The sequence below is a fragment of the Brachybacterium sp. SW0106-09 genome, assembly GCF_001293905.1.
GTDB classification, from domain to species: Bacteria; Actinomycetota; Actinomycetes; order Actinomycetales; family Dermabacteraceae; genus Brachybacterium; species Brachybacterium conglomeratum.
This window is the reverse complement of the sequence record NZ_BCAK01000019.1, coordinates 25,387-41,512: the sequence shown is the minus strand read 5'-3', so window position 1 is coordinate 41,512 and position 16,126 is coordinate 25,387. Positions and strand designations below refer to the sequence as shown.

Genomic DNA, 16,126 nt, shown 5'->3' with positions numbered 1-16,126 from the left:
GCCGCCCCTGTCCCGGAAGGAGCCGTCGATGACGACGAGCCCGAGCCGCCGCCCGCGCACCGACCGCCCCCGACCGCGCCGCAACTGGTCCGGTGCGGTCCGCTTCACCCCGCACGAGATCCTCGCCCCCACCAGCGAGGACGAGGTCACCGCCGCGCTCCGGGAGGCACGCTCCCGCGGTCTCCCGCTGCGCGTGCTCGGCGGCGGACACTCCTTCTCCCCGCTGGTGGCGACCGACGGGCTGCTCCTCACCCTCGACGGCTATCAGGGTCTGGTCCGCGCCGATCCCGCGACCGGCCTGGTGACCCTGCGCGGCGGCACCCGGCTCTGGACGGTCGCCGAGCTCCTCGCCCCGCACGGCCTGGCGCTGGAGACGATGGGGGACATCGACCGGCAGTCGATCGCCGGCGCGATCCAGACCGGCACCCACGGCACCGGCGCGCGCTACACCGGCTTCGCGGGCACGGTGCGCGCACTGCGGATCGCCCTGCCCGACGGCTCCGTCCTCGACACCTCGCCGACCCGGACCAGGACCTCTTCGAGGCGGCACGGCTCGGCCTCGGCACGATCGCGGTGATCCTCGAGGTGACCCTGCAGTGCGTGCCCGCCTACCGGCTCGAGCTGGTCGAGACCACCCGGCCCCTCGACGAGGCCGCCGGCGAGTTCCTCGCGACCTGCGAGAGCGAGGACCACCACGAGATCTTCTGGTTCCCCCGCACCGACCGCGCGACCGTGCGCACCATGCGCCGACTCCCGGCCGACGCGCCCCGGCAGCGTCCCCGCGCGCCGCCGAGCTGCTGCAGCGCGAGGTGCTCGGCAACGGAACCTGGGAGATGCTGTGCCGCGCCGCCGCCCTCGCCCCGCCGCTGTCGAGGCCCGTCGCCGAGCTCGCCTCCCACGTCTTCGCCGGCCCGCGCACCGTCGACGACTCCGCCGCGGCGTACGCCGCACCGCGCCGCGTGCGCTTCCACGAGTCGGAGTGGGCGCTGCCGGCCGAGCACCTCGAGGCGGCGCTCGCAGCGCTGCGCGCCCGCTTCACGGCCGAGGACGTGCGCGTCACTTTCCCGCTCGAGATCCGCCGGGCCGCGGCCGACGACGTCTGGCTCTCCACCGCGTTCGAGGGGGAGACCGTGTACATCGCCGCGCACCGCTACCACCGCGAGGAGGCCGGGCCCTACCTGCTGCTCGTCCAGCGCACCCTCGCCGACTTCAGGGCGAGGCCCCACTGGGGCAAGATGCACTGGCTGGGCGCCCGCGAGCTCTCCCGGCTCTACCCGCGCTTCGAGGACTTCCGCGCCGTGCGCCGCGCCGCGGACCCGGACGGCCAGCTCATGACCCCTGCGCTGCGCCATCTTCTCGGGACGTGACCCGGCGATGCCGTGGAGGGCCGGTCGAGGAAGGGGAGGCGTCCGTGCTCCGGGCCGTCGCCCCGATCCTGACCAGGGCGGACTAGCCTGGCGGTGATGAACACCACCGATACCTCCGCCCCGTCCCCGGCCCAGCTGCTCGAGCACGCCCTCACCGCCGCGCATGCCGCCGCCGAGTACCTCCGCGGCCTCGACCGCGACGACCTCTCCCGCGAGTACAAGACCTCCAGCCACGACATCGTCACCGAGCACGACCGCCGCAGCGAGGAGATCATCGTCTCCGAGCTGCGCCGCCTGCTGCCCAGCGCCCGCATCGTCGGCGAGGAGGGCGGGGAGCGCCCCGCCGCGGAGCACTCCGGTCCCGAGCAGGTCAGCTTCTACGTCGACCCGATCGACGGCACCAGCAACTTCGCCGCCGGCCTGCCGCTGTTCTGCATCTCGATCGGCGTCACCATCGGCGACGAGCTGGTCGCCGGCGTGATCGACGCGCCGGTGCTCGGCCAGGTCTTCGCCGCGGCCGACGGGCCCGCGACCCTGAACGGCCGCGAGATCACCCCGCGCGAGACCCGCCCCGCCCCCGACGCCCTCGTGCTCTCCGGCTACCCCGGCCAGCGCACGGGCTCCCGCTTCCCGGAGTTCGCCGCCGGCGCCGTCCGCACCCTCGAGGACTCGGTCTCCGCGGTGCGCCACCTGGGCTCCGCCGCGCTCGAGCTCGCCTACGTCGCCGCGGGATGGGCGGACGCGACCGCGCTGACCGCGATCAACTCCTGGGACGTCGCGGCCGGCTTACACATCGTCCGCCGCGCCGGCGGCTCCCTGCGCACCTGGCCCGGTGAGGAGGTCGCCGAGCGTCCCGACCACCTCCAGCCCGCCTACGTCGCCTGCTCCGGCCAGGGGCGGCTCGAGGTGCTCGATGCGCTGCAGGACGAGCTGCAGGCTCTGCGGGTCCGGAGCTGAGCGCCCGCTCTGTGACCTTCGTCAAGAGGCCCGCCTCGATGCGACAGCATTCCTGGTGGGGTGCTAATCTGATGCGGTCGCCGAGCGACATGGGGCTATGGCGCAGTTGGTAGCGCGTCTCGTTCGCAATGAGAAGGTCGGGGGTTCGAATCCCCCTAGCTCCACAAAATCACCCCGCTGGTCTCCGGACCGGCGGGGTTCTTCGCGTCGGCGAACGGGACGACCGCGGCGATGCCGCCATCGATTCCGTCCCGTCCCTTGCGCCTCGACGTGTGACCGGGTTCACTCGGTCGTGCATCGGTCCGACGACACAGAGGGGGACACCATGACCGACGCACGCTCCACCTACGATCCCGACGGCGGGTACGACCCGGATGGCGGCTATGACCCCGATGGCGGGTATGACCCCGATGGGGGCTATGACCCGGATGGCGGGTACGACCCGGACGGCGGGTACGACCCGGACGGCGGGTATGACCCGGACGGGGGCTATGACCCGGATGGCGGGTATGACCCGGACGGGGGCTACGACCCCGATGGTGGGTACGACCCGGACGGGGGCTACGACCCGGACGGCGGCTATGACCCGGATGGCGGCCTGATCTGAGTCGACCACGGTGCGGCGTCCGCGACGAGCGGGCGCCGCACCGTCATGTCCAGCCCGTCAGTCGCGTGCCAGCAGCGCTCGCAGCACAGCCCGGTCATCGTGCGGCACGCGCTGCGTCCCCACCAGCTGCTCCGTCTCGTCGCCCTTGCCGGCCACCAGTACCACGTCGCCGCTGCGCGCCATCTCCCAGGCGGCGCGGATCGCATCGGCCCGGCGCGGCACCTCGATCGAGTCCGGGCAGCCCTCCCGCACCTCGGCGCGGATCCGGGCGGGCGGCTCCCGGCGCGGGTTGTCGTCGGTGAGGACGACGAGGTCCGCGAGCTCGGCCGCGATCTCGCCCATCGGGGCGCGCTTGGCCCGGTCACGCTCCCCGCCGGCACCGACCACCAGGAGCACCCTGCCCTCGGTCCGGTCCCGCACCGCCGTGAGCGCTGTGCGCAGCGCCGCGGGGTTGTGCGCGGTGTCGACCATCGCGGTGACGCCGCCGCGGCGCCCGATCACCTCGAGCCGACCCGGGGGAGGAGTCACCCCGGCCAGCGCCTCGGCCACCGTCCCGGGCCCCGCACCGAGGGCGATCACCGCGCTCGCCGCGAGCAGCAGGTTCATCACCGCCACCGCGTGCACCGTCGGCAGCAGCACCGGGAGACGTTGCGAGCCCACGCACAGCACCCCCTCGAGCCGCACCGCCCCGTCGGCCGCGGCGACCTCCTCGGCCTCCTCGAGCACCACGTCACCGCCGGGACCGACCGTCACCAGTCGCGCCCCGCGCCGCGCCGCCGCGTCCCGCACCAGATCCCCCTGCGCGCAGTCCGTCGCCAGCACCGCCACCCCGTCGGGCCGCAGGTGCTCCTCGAACAGGCGCAGCTTCGCGCCCCAGTACGCCTCGAGGCTGCCGTGCACGTCGAGATGGTCGCGCTCGAGCCCGGTGCACACCGCCACGTCGACCTCGACGTGCTCGAGCAGCCCGTCCTTGAGGATCCCGACGAAGGCCTCGAGCGAGATCGCCTCCGCACCGAGCGCGACCAGCTCGGCGATGAGGTCCGGCAGGAACTGCGCAGAGCGCCGGAACTGCGCGGGCCTCACCGCACCGTGCACGTCGTCGATCCCGGTCGAGTCGCAGCCTGCCGCGCGCAGCCCCGCCGCGCGCAGCAGCTGCAGGGTCGCGGTCGCGACGGTGGTCTTGCCGTTGGTGCCGGTGACTGCGCTGACGAGCGGGCGGCCGACGGGTGCGGTGACGGGCTGGATCATCGTTCTCCCCCTGGGACGACGGCAGCACGCGCGGACGGCGCACCGCTCTCATCCCACCACACGACCAGGGCCCGTCCCAGGCCCGGCACTCGTTATCAGGCCCCGGAGCGTGACGGCGGGATCGGACGGAACCGCCCGCCCGCACCGCGGCTCAGCACCACGGCGCTCGCCGGAGCGACCTCGCACACGGTCTCCTCGAGATGCCGGGCCACCGCCGCGAGGGCCCGCCGTGCAGACTCGTCCTCCTCCGCCCGGGAGCTCGGATCCACGCCGAAGCGCAGCACCACCCGGCCGACGCGCCGGCCCGCGACGAGCGGCGCCTCGACGTCCTTCCGCTCCACGGGGTGGAGGGAGCCGAGCGCGAGCGCGGCCTGCTCGAGCACGTCGGCGGGGGAGGAGCCGGCGCGCAGCGCACCGATCGGCAGGTGGAGGCGGTAGCTCGGCATCGTCCCAGGCTAGTCCCGCTCCGAGAGCTCCGGTACGCTCCGTGCGGGACGGGCCGCAGAGGACCGGGGGAGGGGACGCCGTGACTCGGAGCATCGTGCTGATCCACGCCGTGCGCTCCTCGCGCACCATGTGGAAGGGCCAGGTGCGCCGTCTGCGCGACCGCGGCTACGAGGTGATCGCCCCGGACCTGCCCGGCCACGGCGCCCGCCGCGGCGAGCCCTTCACCCTCGAGTCCGCGCTCGCCACGATCGACGAGGCCGTCTCCCGCTGCCAGCAGCCGCCGCTGCTCGTCGGCCTCTCGCTCGGCGGCTATCTCACCCTCCACTTCGCCGGCACGAACCCCGGCCGGCTCGCGGGCGTCGTCGCCGCGGACTGCACGATCGTGCCCGGACCCGCGATGGCGCGGATGTACGGGCTGTGGATGACGATGAAGGACTGGCTGCCCGGCGACTCCGATGCCCGCGTCGCCCGCTCCTTCGCCCGGCGCCACACCCGCAAGGCCGCGAAGCGCTACTACGGAGGCGGCCGCGCCCACGGCGTGATCCGAACCGTGGTGCGCACGATCGGCGCCCTCGACCTGCTCGCCGACGTCGCCGCGATCGACGTGCCGATCACCTTCGTCAACGGCGAGCACGACCCCTTCCGCCGCCACGAGGCGCTCTTCGTCGAGGCCGCCCGCGACGGCGAGCTCGTGATCCTCCAGGACGCCGGGCACATCGCGAACCTCTCCCGCCCCAAGCGCTTCGCGAAGGTGCTGCACCGCTGCGCGGCGGCGACGGTGCCGGCGTGAGCGACCCCGCGGTTCTCGTCGGTTCCGGCCCTGCCGGGCCCGCACGTCCCTGGCCCGTCGTGCTCGTGCACGGCACCCGCACCTCCCACAGCCAGTGGGACCCGCAGGTGCCCGCGCTCCGCGCCGCCGGCCACCACGTCCTCGCCCCGGACCTGCCGGGGCACGGCGCTCGCCGCGGCGAGAACTTCACCCTCGAGGCCGCGCAGTCCGTCATCGAGGGCGCCGCGCGCACCGCGCACGAGGCGACCGCTCTGCCCGTCCACCTCGTCGGCAGCTCGCTCGGCGGGATGCTCGCGATCCGCTCCGCGGCGCGGCTCGGCGCGGCGGACCGGGCCGACGCCGGCACCGACTGGGCCGGTGCATCCCCCGTCCTCGGCTCCCTCGTCGCGTGCGGCGCCGCGGTGCAGCCCACCCCGCTCACCGCCCGGCTCTACGCCCGCCTGATCACCGCCACCGACCTGCTGCCCTCGATGCGCACGGGCTCCGAGGCCTTCCCCTTCACCTGGCTGCTGGGCCGGGACGGGGCCCGCGCCTACCTGCGCGGCGGTCGGGCCGACATCGACGTGGTCGCCCCCGCCTTCGCCGCCGTCGCCTCCCTGGACCTGCGCGGCGAGCTGTCCCGCATCCCGGTGCCGGTGACCTTCCTCCACGGCCGCCTCGAACAGCTGCGCCTGCACGAGCGATCGTTCACGGCCGCCGCCCCGCAGGGCCGGCTCGAACTGCTGCCCTACGGCAACCACATGCTGAACCTCGTCCGCGCCGAGCGCTTCACCCCGGACCTGCTGCGCGTCCTCGCCCGCGCCGAACGACCGACGAGCCCCGGGACGACCCAGCACCGTCTCGGGCCCTAGTCTGGTCCCATGCACCACACCACCCTGCGCGTCGGCTTCGTGCCCGGCGTCGAGCCCGACCGCTTCCTGCGCCGCTGGAAGTCCGGCCGCCGCGATGCCTGGCTCGAGCTCGTCCCCGTCCCGCTCTCCCGCCAGACGGAGGCGCTGATCGGCGGCGAGGTCGACATGTGCTTCGTGCGCCTCCCGCTGCCGGAGCAGTCGGGCGAGCAGCTGCACCGGGTGGCGCTGTGGGAGGAGCGCGCCTGCGTGGTCGTCGGCGACGAGGACGTGCTGAGCCTGCAGGACGACATCGTCGAGGCCGACCTCGAGGGGCAGACCGAGATCCGGCAGGAGCACCTCGACGATGCCGCCTCGCGGATCGCCGTGGCCGCGAGCGGAGTCGGCTTCGCGCGGGTCCCGCTCTCCCTCGCCCGCCTCCACCGTCGCAAGGACGCCGTCGCCCTCCCGCTGCGGGACGGCGAACCGACACGCATCGCGCTCGCCTGGCCGCGCGCGGCCGACGACGAGATCCGTCAGGAGTTCGTCGGTGTCGTCCGCGGCCGCACCTCCCGCTCGAGCCGCTGACCGCGCCCGAGCCGCTGACCGAGCCGCGCAGAGCGCCGCGCCTCCGCACCCGCCGACCGCGCAGATCACGCATCCGCCGTGTCGGCCCCTGACCCCTCCGCCCACCCCCGACCAGAGGAGAACCATGACCGAGCAGCCCCGCATGAACGTCGAGAGCTTCAACCTCGACCACCGCACCGTCGCCGCGCCCTACCTGCGCATCGCCGACCGCAAGGAGCTGCCCGGCGGCGACGTGCTCACCAAGTTCGACGTCCGCTTCACCCAGCCGAACCTCGCCCATCTCGAGTCCGAGACGGTCCACTCGCTCGAGCACATGATGGCCGAGCACATGCGCAACCACTCCGGGGACGTCCTGGACGTCTCCCCGATGGGCTGCCGCACCGGGTTCTACGTGCTGCTGGTGGGGGACCACGACGCGGACGGCTTCGCCCCGATCCTCGAGGCGACCCTGCGCGACCTGCTCGCGGCCGACGAGGTCCCCGCCGCGAACGAGGTCCAGTGCGGCTGGGGCGCCCACCACAGCCTCGAGGGCGCCCAGGCCGCGGCCCGCGCCTTCCTCGAGGCGCGCGAGGAGTGGGGCACCGTCACCGCCTCCTGAGCCTGCCCCGCCGACGACGCAGCCCCGCCTCCCACGATCACGGGAGGCGGGGCTGCGTCGTCGAGCGTCCCGGCGGGCGGGGGAGAGCGGGCTCAGCGCCCGCCGATCCCCTCCCGCACCGCGGCGAGCAGCCGTGCGGTGCGGGGATCGGTCGCGATCTCGTCGAGGCCGACGGGCCGGCCGGCCGGGTCCGCGAGCGGGATCCGCCAGTTGGGGTACTCCTCGTCGGTGCCCGGCTGGTTCTGGATCCGTCGCTCGCCCACGCAGTCCACGAGCGAGACCCCGAGCAGCATCGACGGGGTGCGGGCCAGGTGCCGGTGCAGCGCGATCACCGTCTCCTCGACGTCGCCTGCCGGACCCGGGGCCAGCAGCCCCTCGGCCCGCAGCACGTCCAGCACCTCCTCGCGTCCGGCGGCGTCGGTCGCGAGCTCCTCGTCCAGCGGCCGCTCCAGCAGCCCGAGCTCGTGGCGGAGGGTGACGTGGTCGCCGGCGAGATAGCCGGCCGTCGGCGGCAGGTCATGGGTGTTCACCGAGGCCATGCACAGGGTGCGGTATTCCTCGGCGCGCAGCGGCTTCCGCTCGCCGTCGTACTCGAACCACAGGATCGAGGTGCCCATGATCCCGCGATCGACGAGATAGTCCCGGACCCATGGCTCGAAGGTGCCCAGGTCCTCGCCGACGACGAGGGTGCCCGAGCGCTGCGCCTCGAGCGCGAGGATCCCGATCATCGCCTCGTGGTCGTAGGAGACGTAGGCGCCGTCGGCCGCCCGGTGCCCCTCGGGGATCCACCACAGCCGGAACAGGCCCAGCACGTGGTCGATCCGCAGCGCACCGGCGTGCCGCATCAGGGTGCGCAGCATGTCCCGCCACGGCCGGTAGGACGCCTCGCGCAGGCGCTCGGGGTGCCAGGGCGGCTGCGACCAGTTCTGGCCCTGCTGGTTGTACTGGTCGGCGGGGGCGCCGACGCTCGCGCCGCGCGCGAGCACGTCCTGCAGCGCCCAGGAGTCCGCGCCGACCTGCTCGACGCCGACGGCGAGGTCGTGCATGATCCCGATCCGCATCCCGGCCTCGCGCGAGGCGGCCTGGGCGGCGGCCATCTGCTCATCCAGCCACCACTGCACGCGGACGTGGAACTCGATCCGGTCGGCGAGCTCTGTCCGTGCCTGCTCGAGGACCGCCTCGTCGAGATGCTGCAGCACGGTCTCCCTGGGCGTGCCGCGCATCGACTCCGCGATCGCGGACCACAGGGCGAAGTCCTCGAGCCCCTGCCCCTCCCGCGCCCGGTAGGCGTCCAGCAGCGCGGCCCGGCCCGCCGTCAGCGGCACCGCGAACAGCTCCTCGAGCGCCTCGAGCTTCGCCTCCAGCACGGCATCGCGCTCGAGCCGGTCCCCGCGCGTGTTGCGGTCCGCGACCGTGCCGCGCAGCAGCTCGACCTTCTGACGGGCGACCTCGGTGAGGGAGCGGTGCTCGGGCACGTCCTCGATCCGCAGGTACAGCGGGGCGGTGAAGCGCCGGGTGACCGGGAGATAGGGGGAGGGCTCCACGGGCGGGGTCGGGTAGGAGGCGTGCAGCGGGTTCACCAGCAGGAAGTCCGCGCCGTGGCGGGCTCCTGCGATCGCGGCGAGGTCGCGCATGTCGGCGAGATCGCCGATGCCCCAGGACCGCTCGGAGCGGACCGAGTACAGCTGCGCCTGGACGCCGAAGGCGCGCCGGGCCGCGTACTGCTCGTGGACGGTGAGCCGTGCCGGGGTGACCACGAGGTCCGCCTCGGCGGGACCGGCGGCGGTCTCGGCGACCAGCCGATGCCAGCCCAGCGGCAGGCCCTCCGGCAGCAGGAAGCGGGCGCGACCGCGCAGCGTGCCGTCCAGGTCGTGGGCAGGGGTGTGGTCCTCGCCCTGGACGAGGTCGACCCGGCCGCCCTCCTCGAGCAGGACGTGCACGGTGACGGGGGTGCCGTGGTCGACGTGCACGGGGACGCTCGATGCCCGGTCCTCGCGCATCACCGTCACGGGCGGGAGGGTGCTCTCCCACGGGGCGCGCTCGCGGCGGGCGCGGACGGCGGCGATGTCCTCGTCGGAGGCGAGCGGGGAGCCGAGCGCGGCGAGGATCGCGTGCAGGGTGGAGTCCGCGACATCCTTCTCGGTGCCGTCCCACCCCCAGTACCGGGTGCTGACACCGAGGTCGTGGGCGAGAGCTCGCAGCGCTGAGGAGTCCGTGGCCATGGCGTCATCGTAGCGGCGGGCAGGGGCCGTGATGCACCGGACTGCGGGGTTGCCGCACGGGATGCCGGCGCGCCCGCGGTCTGTCAGGTCCAGGACGGCAGCCACATCCGGTACTGCCACTGCTCCACGTCCAGCACCTGCCCGGTCCACACCGGCCAGAAGAACGCCGAGACCATCACGATGAGCACCAGCAGCGAGCCGACGAACAGCCCTCCGGCAAGACGCCGCTCCCGCTCCGCGCCCGGCGGACCGATCACGAGGCTGAGCACATAGGTCAGGCACAGGATCAGCCACGGCTCGAAGGCGATCGCGTAGAAGGTGAAGATGGTGCGATCGGTGTACAGCAGCCACGGCAGGTAGCCGGCGACGATCCCCGACAGCGACGCCCACGCCCGCCCGTCGCGATGCACGATCCCGAGCACCACGGCGACGAGGATCGCCAGCGCTCCCAGCCACCAGATCAGCGGATTGCCGACATCGAGGATGTGCGCGCCGCAGCGGGCGACCTCGCAGCCGTTCTCCCCGTAGTCGTAGGAGCGGTAGTAGAAGTTCGTCGGCCGCAGCTGCAGCAGCCAGCCCGCGGGATGCGCCGCGTACGGGTGCTCGGAGTCGAGGCCGACGTGGAAGTCGTAGGCCTGACGGTGGTACAGCCACAGCGAGATCAGCGCATCGAGCGGACCGAAGCCGGTGGCGACGCCCTCGTCGGCAGCGAGGTGCCGGTTGTACCCGATCGAGGAGGCGAACCAGCCGGCCCAGGAGACGAGGTAGGTCAGCAGCGCCGTGCCGACCACCGCGAAGAACGCGGGGATCGCGTCCTTCACCAGCCCGACGAGGAACCAGCGGGGCTGGGCGATCGTGCGGCGCGCCCACCAGTCCCACAGCACGGTCATGATCCCGAAGACCGCCACGAAGTACAGCCCCGACCACTTCACCGCGCAGGCCGCCCCCAGCAGCGCCCCGGCCAGGAGCCGCCAGGGCCGCAGCCCGCCCGAGGCCCCGAGCGGGGGCGGCGCCTCGGAGGCCAGCTGCATCCGGGCGGCGGTCAGCGCGAGATGCTCCCGGAACCGGTCGCGGTCGATGAGCAGCGCGCCGAAGGCGGCGAGCACGAACACCATCAGGAAGGGGTCCAGCAGGCTCGTGCGCGCATGGACCAGCGCCATCCCGTCCACGGCGAACAGGAGCCCCGCGATGAGGCCCGCGGTGGTGGAGCGGAACAGCCGCCGCGCGATGAAGGTCAGCATCAGCACCGCGAGGGAGCCGAGAACGGCGGAGGAGATCCGCCAGCCCCAGGGGCTGTCCGCTCCCAGCAGCGTCATGCCCGCGCCGATCAGCCACTTCCCGAGCGGCGGATGGACGACGTAGGAGGCGGACTCCTCGTAGGAGTCGACGTCCCCGGCCTCGAAGGCCGCATCGGGCTCCTCGGGCCAGTCCATCTCCACGCCCTGCTGGGTGAGGGTGTAGCCGTCCTTGACATAGTAGGTCTCGTCGAAGATCAGCTCCCCGATGGAGCCCAGCCCCCACAGCCTCAGCACGAGCGCGAGGCCGAACACGGCCATCGCCCCGGCCCAGGCCATCCGCGAGACCGGCAGGTCGACGGCGCGCAGACGCCGGCGGTAGGTGGTCAGCAGCGCGCCCGGCTCGTCCTCGACGGCCGCACGACGACGGGCCCCCGCCGCGGACTCCTCCTCGGACAGCTCGGTGCGCACCCGGTCATGCTAGGTGATCGGCAGGCCGCGGCACGGACAGCACGCGGAGCCCGACGGCGTCGAGGGGACCGGCACCGACGGCACTAGCATGGCGGGATGCTCGAGCCCGGAGTCCTCACCCTCGCCGCCACCCCGATCGGGAACCCTCTGGACGCCTCGGTGCGCCTGCTGCGGGCGCTCGGCTCCGCGGACCTCATCGCCGCCGAGGACACCCGGCGCCTGCACCGGCTGATGACCGACCTCGAGGTCTCCACGAGCGCGAGGATCCTCTCCTATCACGAGCACAACGAGGCCGAGCGGACCGCGACGCTCCTCGAGGCGGTCCGCGCCGGGCAGCGGGTCCTCGTGGTCACCGACGCCGGGATGCCGGTGGTCTCCGATCCCGGCTTCGAGGCCGTGCGCGCCGCCGCGGAAGAGGACCTGCCCGTCACGGTGATCCCCGGCCCGTCGGCCGTGCTCACCGCGCTAGCCGCCTCGGGGATCGCCCCGGACCGCTTCACCTTCGAGGGCTTCCCGCCCCGCCGCGGCGGCCGACGCGCGAGCGCCCTCGAGCCGCTCGCGGGCGAGCGGCGCACCATGGTCTTCTTCGAATCGCCGCGGCGCACCGCCGCGACCCTCGCCGCGATGGCGGAGGCCTTCGGCGAGGGCCGACGGGCGGCCGTGGCCCGCGAGCTGACCAAGACGCACGAGGAGATCCTGCGCGGCACCCTCGCCGAGCTGGCCCGTTGGGCGGAGGGCACCGAGGTGCTCGGCGAGATCGTGATCGTGGTCGCCGGGGCCGAGCCGGTCGCCGCCTCCGCGGAGGACCTCGTCGACGAGGTGCTCGAGCGGGCGGCCGCGGGGGAGCGGCTCAAGGACGCCGCGAAGGAGATCGCCCGGGTCCACGAGGGCGTCGGCGCGAGCGAGCTCTACGACCTCGCGCTCGCCGCCCGTCGGCGGTGAGGACGCCGGTGGCGAGGGCGCAGGCGGCCTGTGCGCCCGGTGGCGCGCCGGCCCCGCATGCGAGAACGCCCCCGGCACCAGGTGCCGGGGGCGTTCTCGCAGGTCCTGCACGCGGGCCGTGCCCGCGCGGGATCAGTCCTCGATCTGGAGGAGGCCGCGCTGGTAGGCCTTCGCGAGGCGCCGCGGGACGTTGGCGGTGCGGCCGCGGACCGTCACCTGCACGAGGTCGGCGTTGTTCGCCTTCCACTGCGAGCGGCGGGAGTGCGTGCGCGCACGGGACATCTTGAACTTGGGCACTGCCATGGGACGCTCCTTGGACGGTCCGGAGGATGAACGGCGTTGGCGTCCGTCCCGAGCAGCGACCCGAACCCGCTGCAGTGTCCGGGGACACGACGATCGGGGCGCTCGGGTGCACGAAAGGGCGCGCAACGACGACCCATCTTGCCACATCCGCATCGATTCCGCGCCCTCGCGCTCCGTGAGGTAGCACACCGGCGGTGCAGGACACAGCCGGTCTGGCGCCTCCGCGGCGCTTCGCGGCAGCGCGACAGCCGTCGGCCCCGCAGGCCGCGGGGGCGCTCCCGAGGACACGGTGCGGAGCAGTGCGGCGACCCTCCTACGATGGTCGCATGCCGTCACCGCACGAGAACACTCCCGCCTCCGCGCTCCCGCCGGTGCGCGACCGCGAGGACATCGATCCGCGCGGGAAGAAGCGCGACCGCTCCTGGCCGCCCGCGCCCGAGCCGCTGCCGTCCCCGGTGATCGACAACCACTGCCACCTCGACTTCGCCGACGGGGACACGCAGCTCAGCGTCCAGGACCACGTGGACCGCGCCGCCGCCGCCGGCATCGACGCGCAGATCACGATCGGCTCCGACCTCGAGGCGGTGCGCTGGACCGCGGCGCTGCTGGCCGCCCCGGACTGCCCGCCCTCCCTGCGCGGCGGCGTCGCCGTGCACCCCAACGAGGCGGCGCTGCACGCCCGCGGCCACGACCACGACGGACGCGGGATCATCGGCCTCGACGCCGCGATCGCCGAGGTCTCGGAGCTGCTGCGCGGCCCCGGCATGGTCGTGGTGGGGGAGACGGGCCTGGACTGGTTCCGCACCTCCCGCAGGGACGAGCACGCCCGCGAGGCGCAGATCTCCTCCTTCCGCGCCCACATCGCGCTCGCCAAGGAGCTCGACCTCCCGCTCCAGATCCACGACCGCGACGCGCACCGCGACGTGCTCGAGATCCTCGAGGCCGACGGCGCCCCCGAGCGGACCGTCTTCCACTGCTTCTCCGGCGACGCGGAGTTCGCCCGCCAGTGCGCAGACCGCGGCTGGTACCTCTCCTTCGCCGGCACCGTCACCTTCAAGAACGCGACCGACCTCCGCGCCGCGCTCGCCGAGGTGGGCCTCGGACAGGTCATGGTCGAGACCGACGCGCCCTTCCTCACCCCCGTGCCCTATCGCGGCCGGCCGAACTCCTCCTACCTGATCCCGCTGACCATGGCGACGATCGCGGAGACCACCGGTGTCTCCCTCGAGGAGGCCTGCCGCGCCGTGCGGGCGACCACCCAGGACGTGTACGGCTGGCCCGAGGCGGCCGCGGCATGAGCACGGGGGAGCAGGGGCGCGGGGGCGAGCAGGACGGCGCCGGCCTGCTGCTGACGCACCGCGACATCCGCGAGCTCGCCGAGGCCGCGGGGATCCGCCCCTCGAAGCAGCGCGGTCAGAACTTCGTGATGGACCCCAACACGGTGCGCACCATCGTCGGACGTGCCGGCGTCGAGCCCGGTCAGGCAGTGCTCGAGGTCGGGCCGGGCCTGGGGTCCCTCACTCTCGGCCTGCTCGAGACGCAGGCGGACGTCGTCGCTGTCGAGCTCGACCGCGGCCTCGCCGAGCTGCTGCCCCTGACCCTGCGCGCCCGCGGCGTCGAGGAGGAGCGCTTCCGCCTCGTCCACGCCGACGCCCTCCAGGTCACCGAGCTGCCCGAGCTGCCCCGCGCGGGAGCGCCGACGATGCTGGTCGCGAACCTGCCCTACAACGTCGCCACCCCCATCCTGCTGACCATGCTGGAGCGCTTCGACTCGCTCCGCTCGGCGCTGGTCATGGTCCAGTCCGAGGTCGTCGACCGCCTCACCGCCGGGCCCGGCTCCCGCACCTACGGCGGTCCGAGCGTGAAGGCCGCCTGGTACGGCCGGGCCGTCCACGCCGGACGGATCTCGCGCCAGATCTTCTGGCCCGTCCCCAACGTCGACTCCGCACTCGTTCAGCTGGTCCGTCACGAGCAGCCGCTCGGCCCCGCGGCGGAGCGGGAGCAGGTCTTCGCCGTGATCGATGCGGCCTTCGCCCAGCGCCGCAAGACCCTGCGCGCCGCGCTCGCCGGCTGGGCGGGCACCGCGGCACGCGCCGAGGAGATCCTCCGCGCCGCCGGGATCGACCCGTCGGCTCGAGGAGAGACCCTCGAGGTCGAGCAGTTCCGCGCCATCGCGCACGCCGCGGTGGAGCAGGCCGAGGGCGAGGTCGCGACGGATGGTCCGACGGGGGACCCCGCGCCCGAGGACGACGCGACGGGAGCCGAGGGGTGAGCGGCGCCCTCGAACGGGTGGTCGTGCGCGCCCCAGGCAAGATCAACCTGTCCCTGCACGTCGGCGGCGTGGACGGCCGCGGCTACCACGCGCTCGCGACGGTGTTCCAGGCGGTCGACCTCTACGAGACCGTCACGGCGTCCCGCGCCGACGAGATGAGCCTCGCGATCACCTCCGAGGTGCCGGGGGAGGTGCCGCTGGACGGCACCAACCTCGCCCTGCGCGCCGCCGAGCTGCTGCGCACCGAGTGCGGGGTGCGGGAGGCGGCGGCGCTCCACGTCCGCAAGCAGGTCCCCGTCGCCGGCGGCATGGCGGGCGGCTCGGCCGATGCGGCGGCGGTGCTCGTGGCGCTGGACCGGCTGTGGGGGCTGGGCCTCGGCGCCGAGGCGCTGCGCACGCTCGGGGCACGGCTCGGCGCCGACGTGCCCTTCTCGATGCTCGGCCACACCGCGCTCGGCCGCGGCAATGGTGCGGACCTCACCACGGTGCTCACCCACGGCGAGTGGACCTGGCTGCTCGCCGTCCCCGGCGGGCACCTCTCCACCCCGGAGGTCTTCCGGCGCTTCGACGAGCTCGTGCTCGCGGGCGGCCGGGTGCCGCCGGAGCGACCCGAGATCGACGAGCGACAGCTCCAGGCGCTCAGCGGCGGCAACCTCGAACTGCTCGCCGACACCCTCCACAACGACCTCCAGGCCGCGGCGTTCGCCCTGCATCCCCGGCTCGAGGAGGTCGTCGAGGCCGCCGAGCGGCTCGGCGCGATCGGCGCGATCGTCAGCGGCTCCGGGCCGACGGTCGCCGCGCTGGTCGAGGACGAGGCTGCCGCGCGCACCATCGCGGCAGGCCTGACGGAGGGCGGGCTGGTGGAGTCCTGCCTGATCGCGCGTGGCTCGGCGCCCGGCGCGAGCGTGCTCGAGGAGAGCTGAGCCGGGCTGCGGATTGCCCTGCTCCGGGCGTGCTCGAGGAGTGCTGGGCCGGGCTGCGGCCTGCCCCTCCGAGCGCGGCCCCGTCCCGGTGCGGCATGGACGGTTCCTCCACGAAGCGGAGTCATCCACCGCGTCGTGTCGAGGGTTCCTCCCCACATATTGGTTTTCCACAGTGCGCTGTCCACAATCCGGCGCGGCCGATCGTGGGCGGCATCCGAGTTATCCACAGGAATTGACCCTGCTTGACATTCCGCCGTGGATTCGAACGCGCAGTTGAGGGCCCGAGATGGGTGCGGGCTTGCAGGTCGGCGGGCGGGTGCTGGTGTCGC

Annotated in this window: 17 protein-coding genes, 1 tRNA gene and 1 pseudogene; 14 read left to right on the top strand and 5 right to left on the bottom strand. The window is 74.0% G+C overall.

Annotated elements, in window-relative coordinates:
• Positions 1–28 precede the first annotated feature (28 nt).
• The 6 genes and pseudogenes from Y09_RS17875 to Y09_RS17535 all read left to right on the top strand — a co-directional run bounded on the left by Y09_RS17875 (position 29) and on the right by Y09_RS17535 (position 2,931).
• Entirely contained in the window at positions 29–577 is a 549-nt protein-coding gene (locus Y09_RS17875; RefSeq protein ID WP_234695689.1) for an FAD-binding protein, read from the top strand.
• Positions 574–705 (top strand): annotated as a pseudogene (locus Y09_RS18115) (FAD-linked oxidoreductase); the annotation flags it as partial. The gene Y09_RS17875 and the pseudogene Y09_RS18115, both read left to right, overlap by 4 nt.
• Before the next feature lie 104 nt (positions 706–809).
• Positions 810–1,367, top strand: a complete 558-nt coding sequence (locus Y09_RS17870; RefSeq protein WP_255351676.1) for a D-arabinono-1,4-lactone oxidase — start codon at positions 810–812, stop codon at positions 1,365–1,367.
• A 96-nt stretch (positions 1,368–1,463) separates the two neighbouring features.
• Positions 1,464–2,324, top strand: a complete 861-nt coding sequence (locus Y09_RS09725) for an inositol monophosphatase (RefSeq protein WP_053917531.1) — start codon at positions 1,464–1,466, stop codon at positions 2,322–2,324.
• A 91-nt stretch (positions 2,325–2,415) separates the two neighbouring features.
• Positions 2,416–2,488 (top strand) — tRNA-Ala (locus Y09_RS09720).
• 161 nt (positions 2,489–2,649) lie between these two features.
• Entirely contained in the window at positions 2,650–2,931 is a 282-nt protein-coding gene (locus Y09_RS17535) for a hypothetical protein (protein ID WP_159419649.1), read from the top strand.
• A gap of 57 nt (positions 2,932–2,988) precedes the next feature.
• Here the strand turns inward: Y09_RS17535 and Y09_RS09710 are convergent, their stop codons facing one another.
• A complete protein-coding gene (locus Y09_RS09710; RefSeq protein WP_053917529.1) occupies positions 2,989–4,179 on the bottom strand; it encodes a Mur ligase family protein in 1,191 nt (396 codons plus the stop codon).
• 95 nt (positions 4,180–4,274) lie between these two features.
• The gene (locus Y09_RS09705) at positions 4,275–4,625 is read right to left on the bottom strand and encodes a hypothetical protein (protein WP_053917528.1); all 351 of its coding nucleotides are present in this window, start codon (positions 4,623–4,625) and stop codon (positions 4,275–4,277) included.
• 80 nt (positions 4,626–4,705) lie between these two features.
• Here Y09_RS09705 and Y09_RS09700 point away from each other — a divergent pair, with 80 nt between their 5' ends.
• The 4 genes from Y09_RS09700 (at position 4,706) to Y09_RS09685 (ending at position 7,429) form a co-directional block, all read left to right on the top strand.
• A complete protein-coding gene (locus Y09_RS09700; protein WP_010551073.1) occupies positions 4,706–5,416 on the top strand; it encodes an alpha/beta fold hydrolase in 711 nt (236 codons plus the stop codon).
• Positions 5,413–6,267 (top strand): alpha/beta fold hydrolase, encoded by an 855-nt coding sequence (locus Y09_RS09695; RefSeq protein WP_053917527.1) that lies wholly within the window; start codon positions 5,413–5,415, stop codon positions 6,265–6,267. Before Y09_RS09700 ends, Y09_RS09695 begins: the two co-directional genes overlap by 4 nt.
• Before the next feature lie 9 nt (positions 6,268–6,276).
• The gene (locus tag Y09_RS09690; RefSeq protein WP_010551075.1) at positions 6,277–6,831 is read left to right on the top strand and encodes a LysR substrate-binding domain-containing protein; all 555 of its coding nucleotides are present in this window, start codon (positions 6,277–6,279) and stop codon (positions 6,829–6,831) included.
• Positions 6,832–6,955: 124 nt separating this feature from the next.
• Entirely contained in the window at positions 6,956–7,429 is a 474-nt protein-coding gene (locus Y09_RS09685) for an S-ribosylhomocysteine lyase (protein WP_053917526.1), read from the top strand.
• A gap of 92 nt (positions 7,430–7,521) precedes the next feature.
• Here Y09_RS09685 and malQ read toward each other — a convergent pair whose 3' ends face one another.
• Together malQ and Y09_RS09675 are read right to left on the bottom strand one after the other, a co-directional pair.
• The gene (malQ, locus tag Y09_RS09680; protein ID WP_053917525.1) at positions 7,522–9,651 is read right to left on the bottom strand and encodes a 4-alpha-glucanotransferase; all 2,130 of its coding nucleotides are present in this window, start codon (positions 9,649–9,651) and stop codon (positions 7,522–7,524) included.
• 83 nt (positions 9,652–9,734) lie between these two features.
• Positions 9,735–11,357: a dolichyl-phosphate-mannose--protein mannosyltransferase gene (locus Y09_RS09675; RefSeq protein WP_053917524.1), complete on the bottom strand. Its 1,623-nt coding sequence runs from the start codon at positions 11,355–11,357 to the stop codon at positions 9,735–9,737.
• Between the two features lie 96 nt (positions 11,358–11,453).
• On the opposite strand from Y09_RS09675, the gene rsmI reads away from it, so the two are divergent.
• Complete coding sequence (gene rsmI / locus Y09_RS09670) at positions 11,454–12,299, top strand: 16S rRNA (cytidine(1402)-2'-O)-methyltransferase (RefSeq protein WP_053917523.1); 846 nt, start codon at positions 11,454–11,456, stop codon at positions 12,297–12,299.
• A gap of 132 nt (positions 12,300–12,431) precedes the next feature.
• Here the strand turns inward: rsmI and rpmF are convergent, their stop codons facing one another.
• Complete coding sequence (gene rpmF, locus Y09_RS09665) at positions 12,432–12,602, bottom strand: 50S ribosomal protein L32 (protein WP_010551080.1); 171 nt, start codon at positions 12,600–12,602, stop codon at positions 12,432–12,434.
• Between the two features lie 326 nt (positions 12,603–12,928).
• Here rpmF and Y09_RS09660 point away from each other — a divergent pair, with 326 nt between their 5' ends.
• The 3 genes from Y09_RS09660 to Y09_RS09650 are packed head-to-tail and all read left to right on the top strand — an operon-like array spanning position 12,929 to position 15,797.
• Positions 12,929–13,900 (top strand): TatD family hydrolase, encoded by a 972-nt coding sequence (locus tag Y09_RS09660; protein ID WP_053917522.1) that lies wholly within the window; start codon positions 12,929–12,931, stop codon positions 13,898–13,900.
• Entirely contained in the window at positions 13,897–14,874 is a 978-nt protein-coding gene (gene rsmA, locus Y09_RS09655) for a 16S rRNA (adenine(1518)-N(6)/adenine(1519)-N(6))-dimethyltransferase RsmA (RefSeq protein WP_053917521.1), read from the top strand. Before Y09_RS09660 ends, rsmA begins: the two co-directional genes overlap by 4 nt.
• A complete protein-coding gene (locus tag Y09_RS09650) occupies positions 14,871–15,797 on the top strand; it encodes a 4-(cytidine 5'-diphospho)-2-C-methyl-D-erythritol kinase (RefSeq protein WP_053917520.1) in 927 nt (308 codons plus the stop codon). The genes rsmA and Y09_RS09650 overlap by 4 nt, the downstream gene beginning before the upstream one ends.
• Positions 15,798–16,126: the final 329 nt, after the last annotated feature.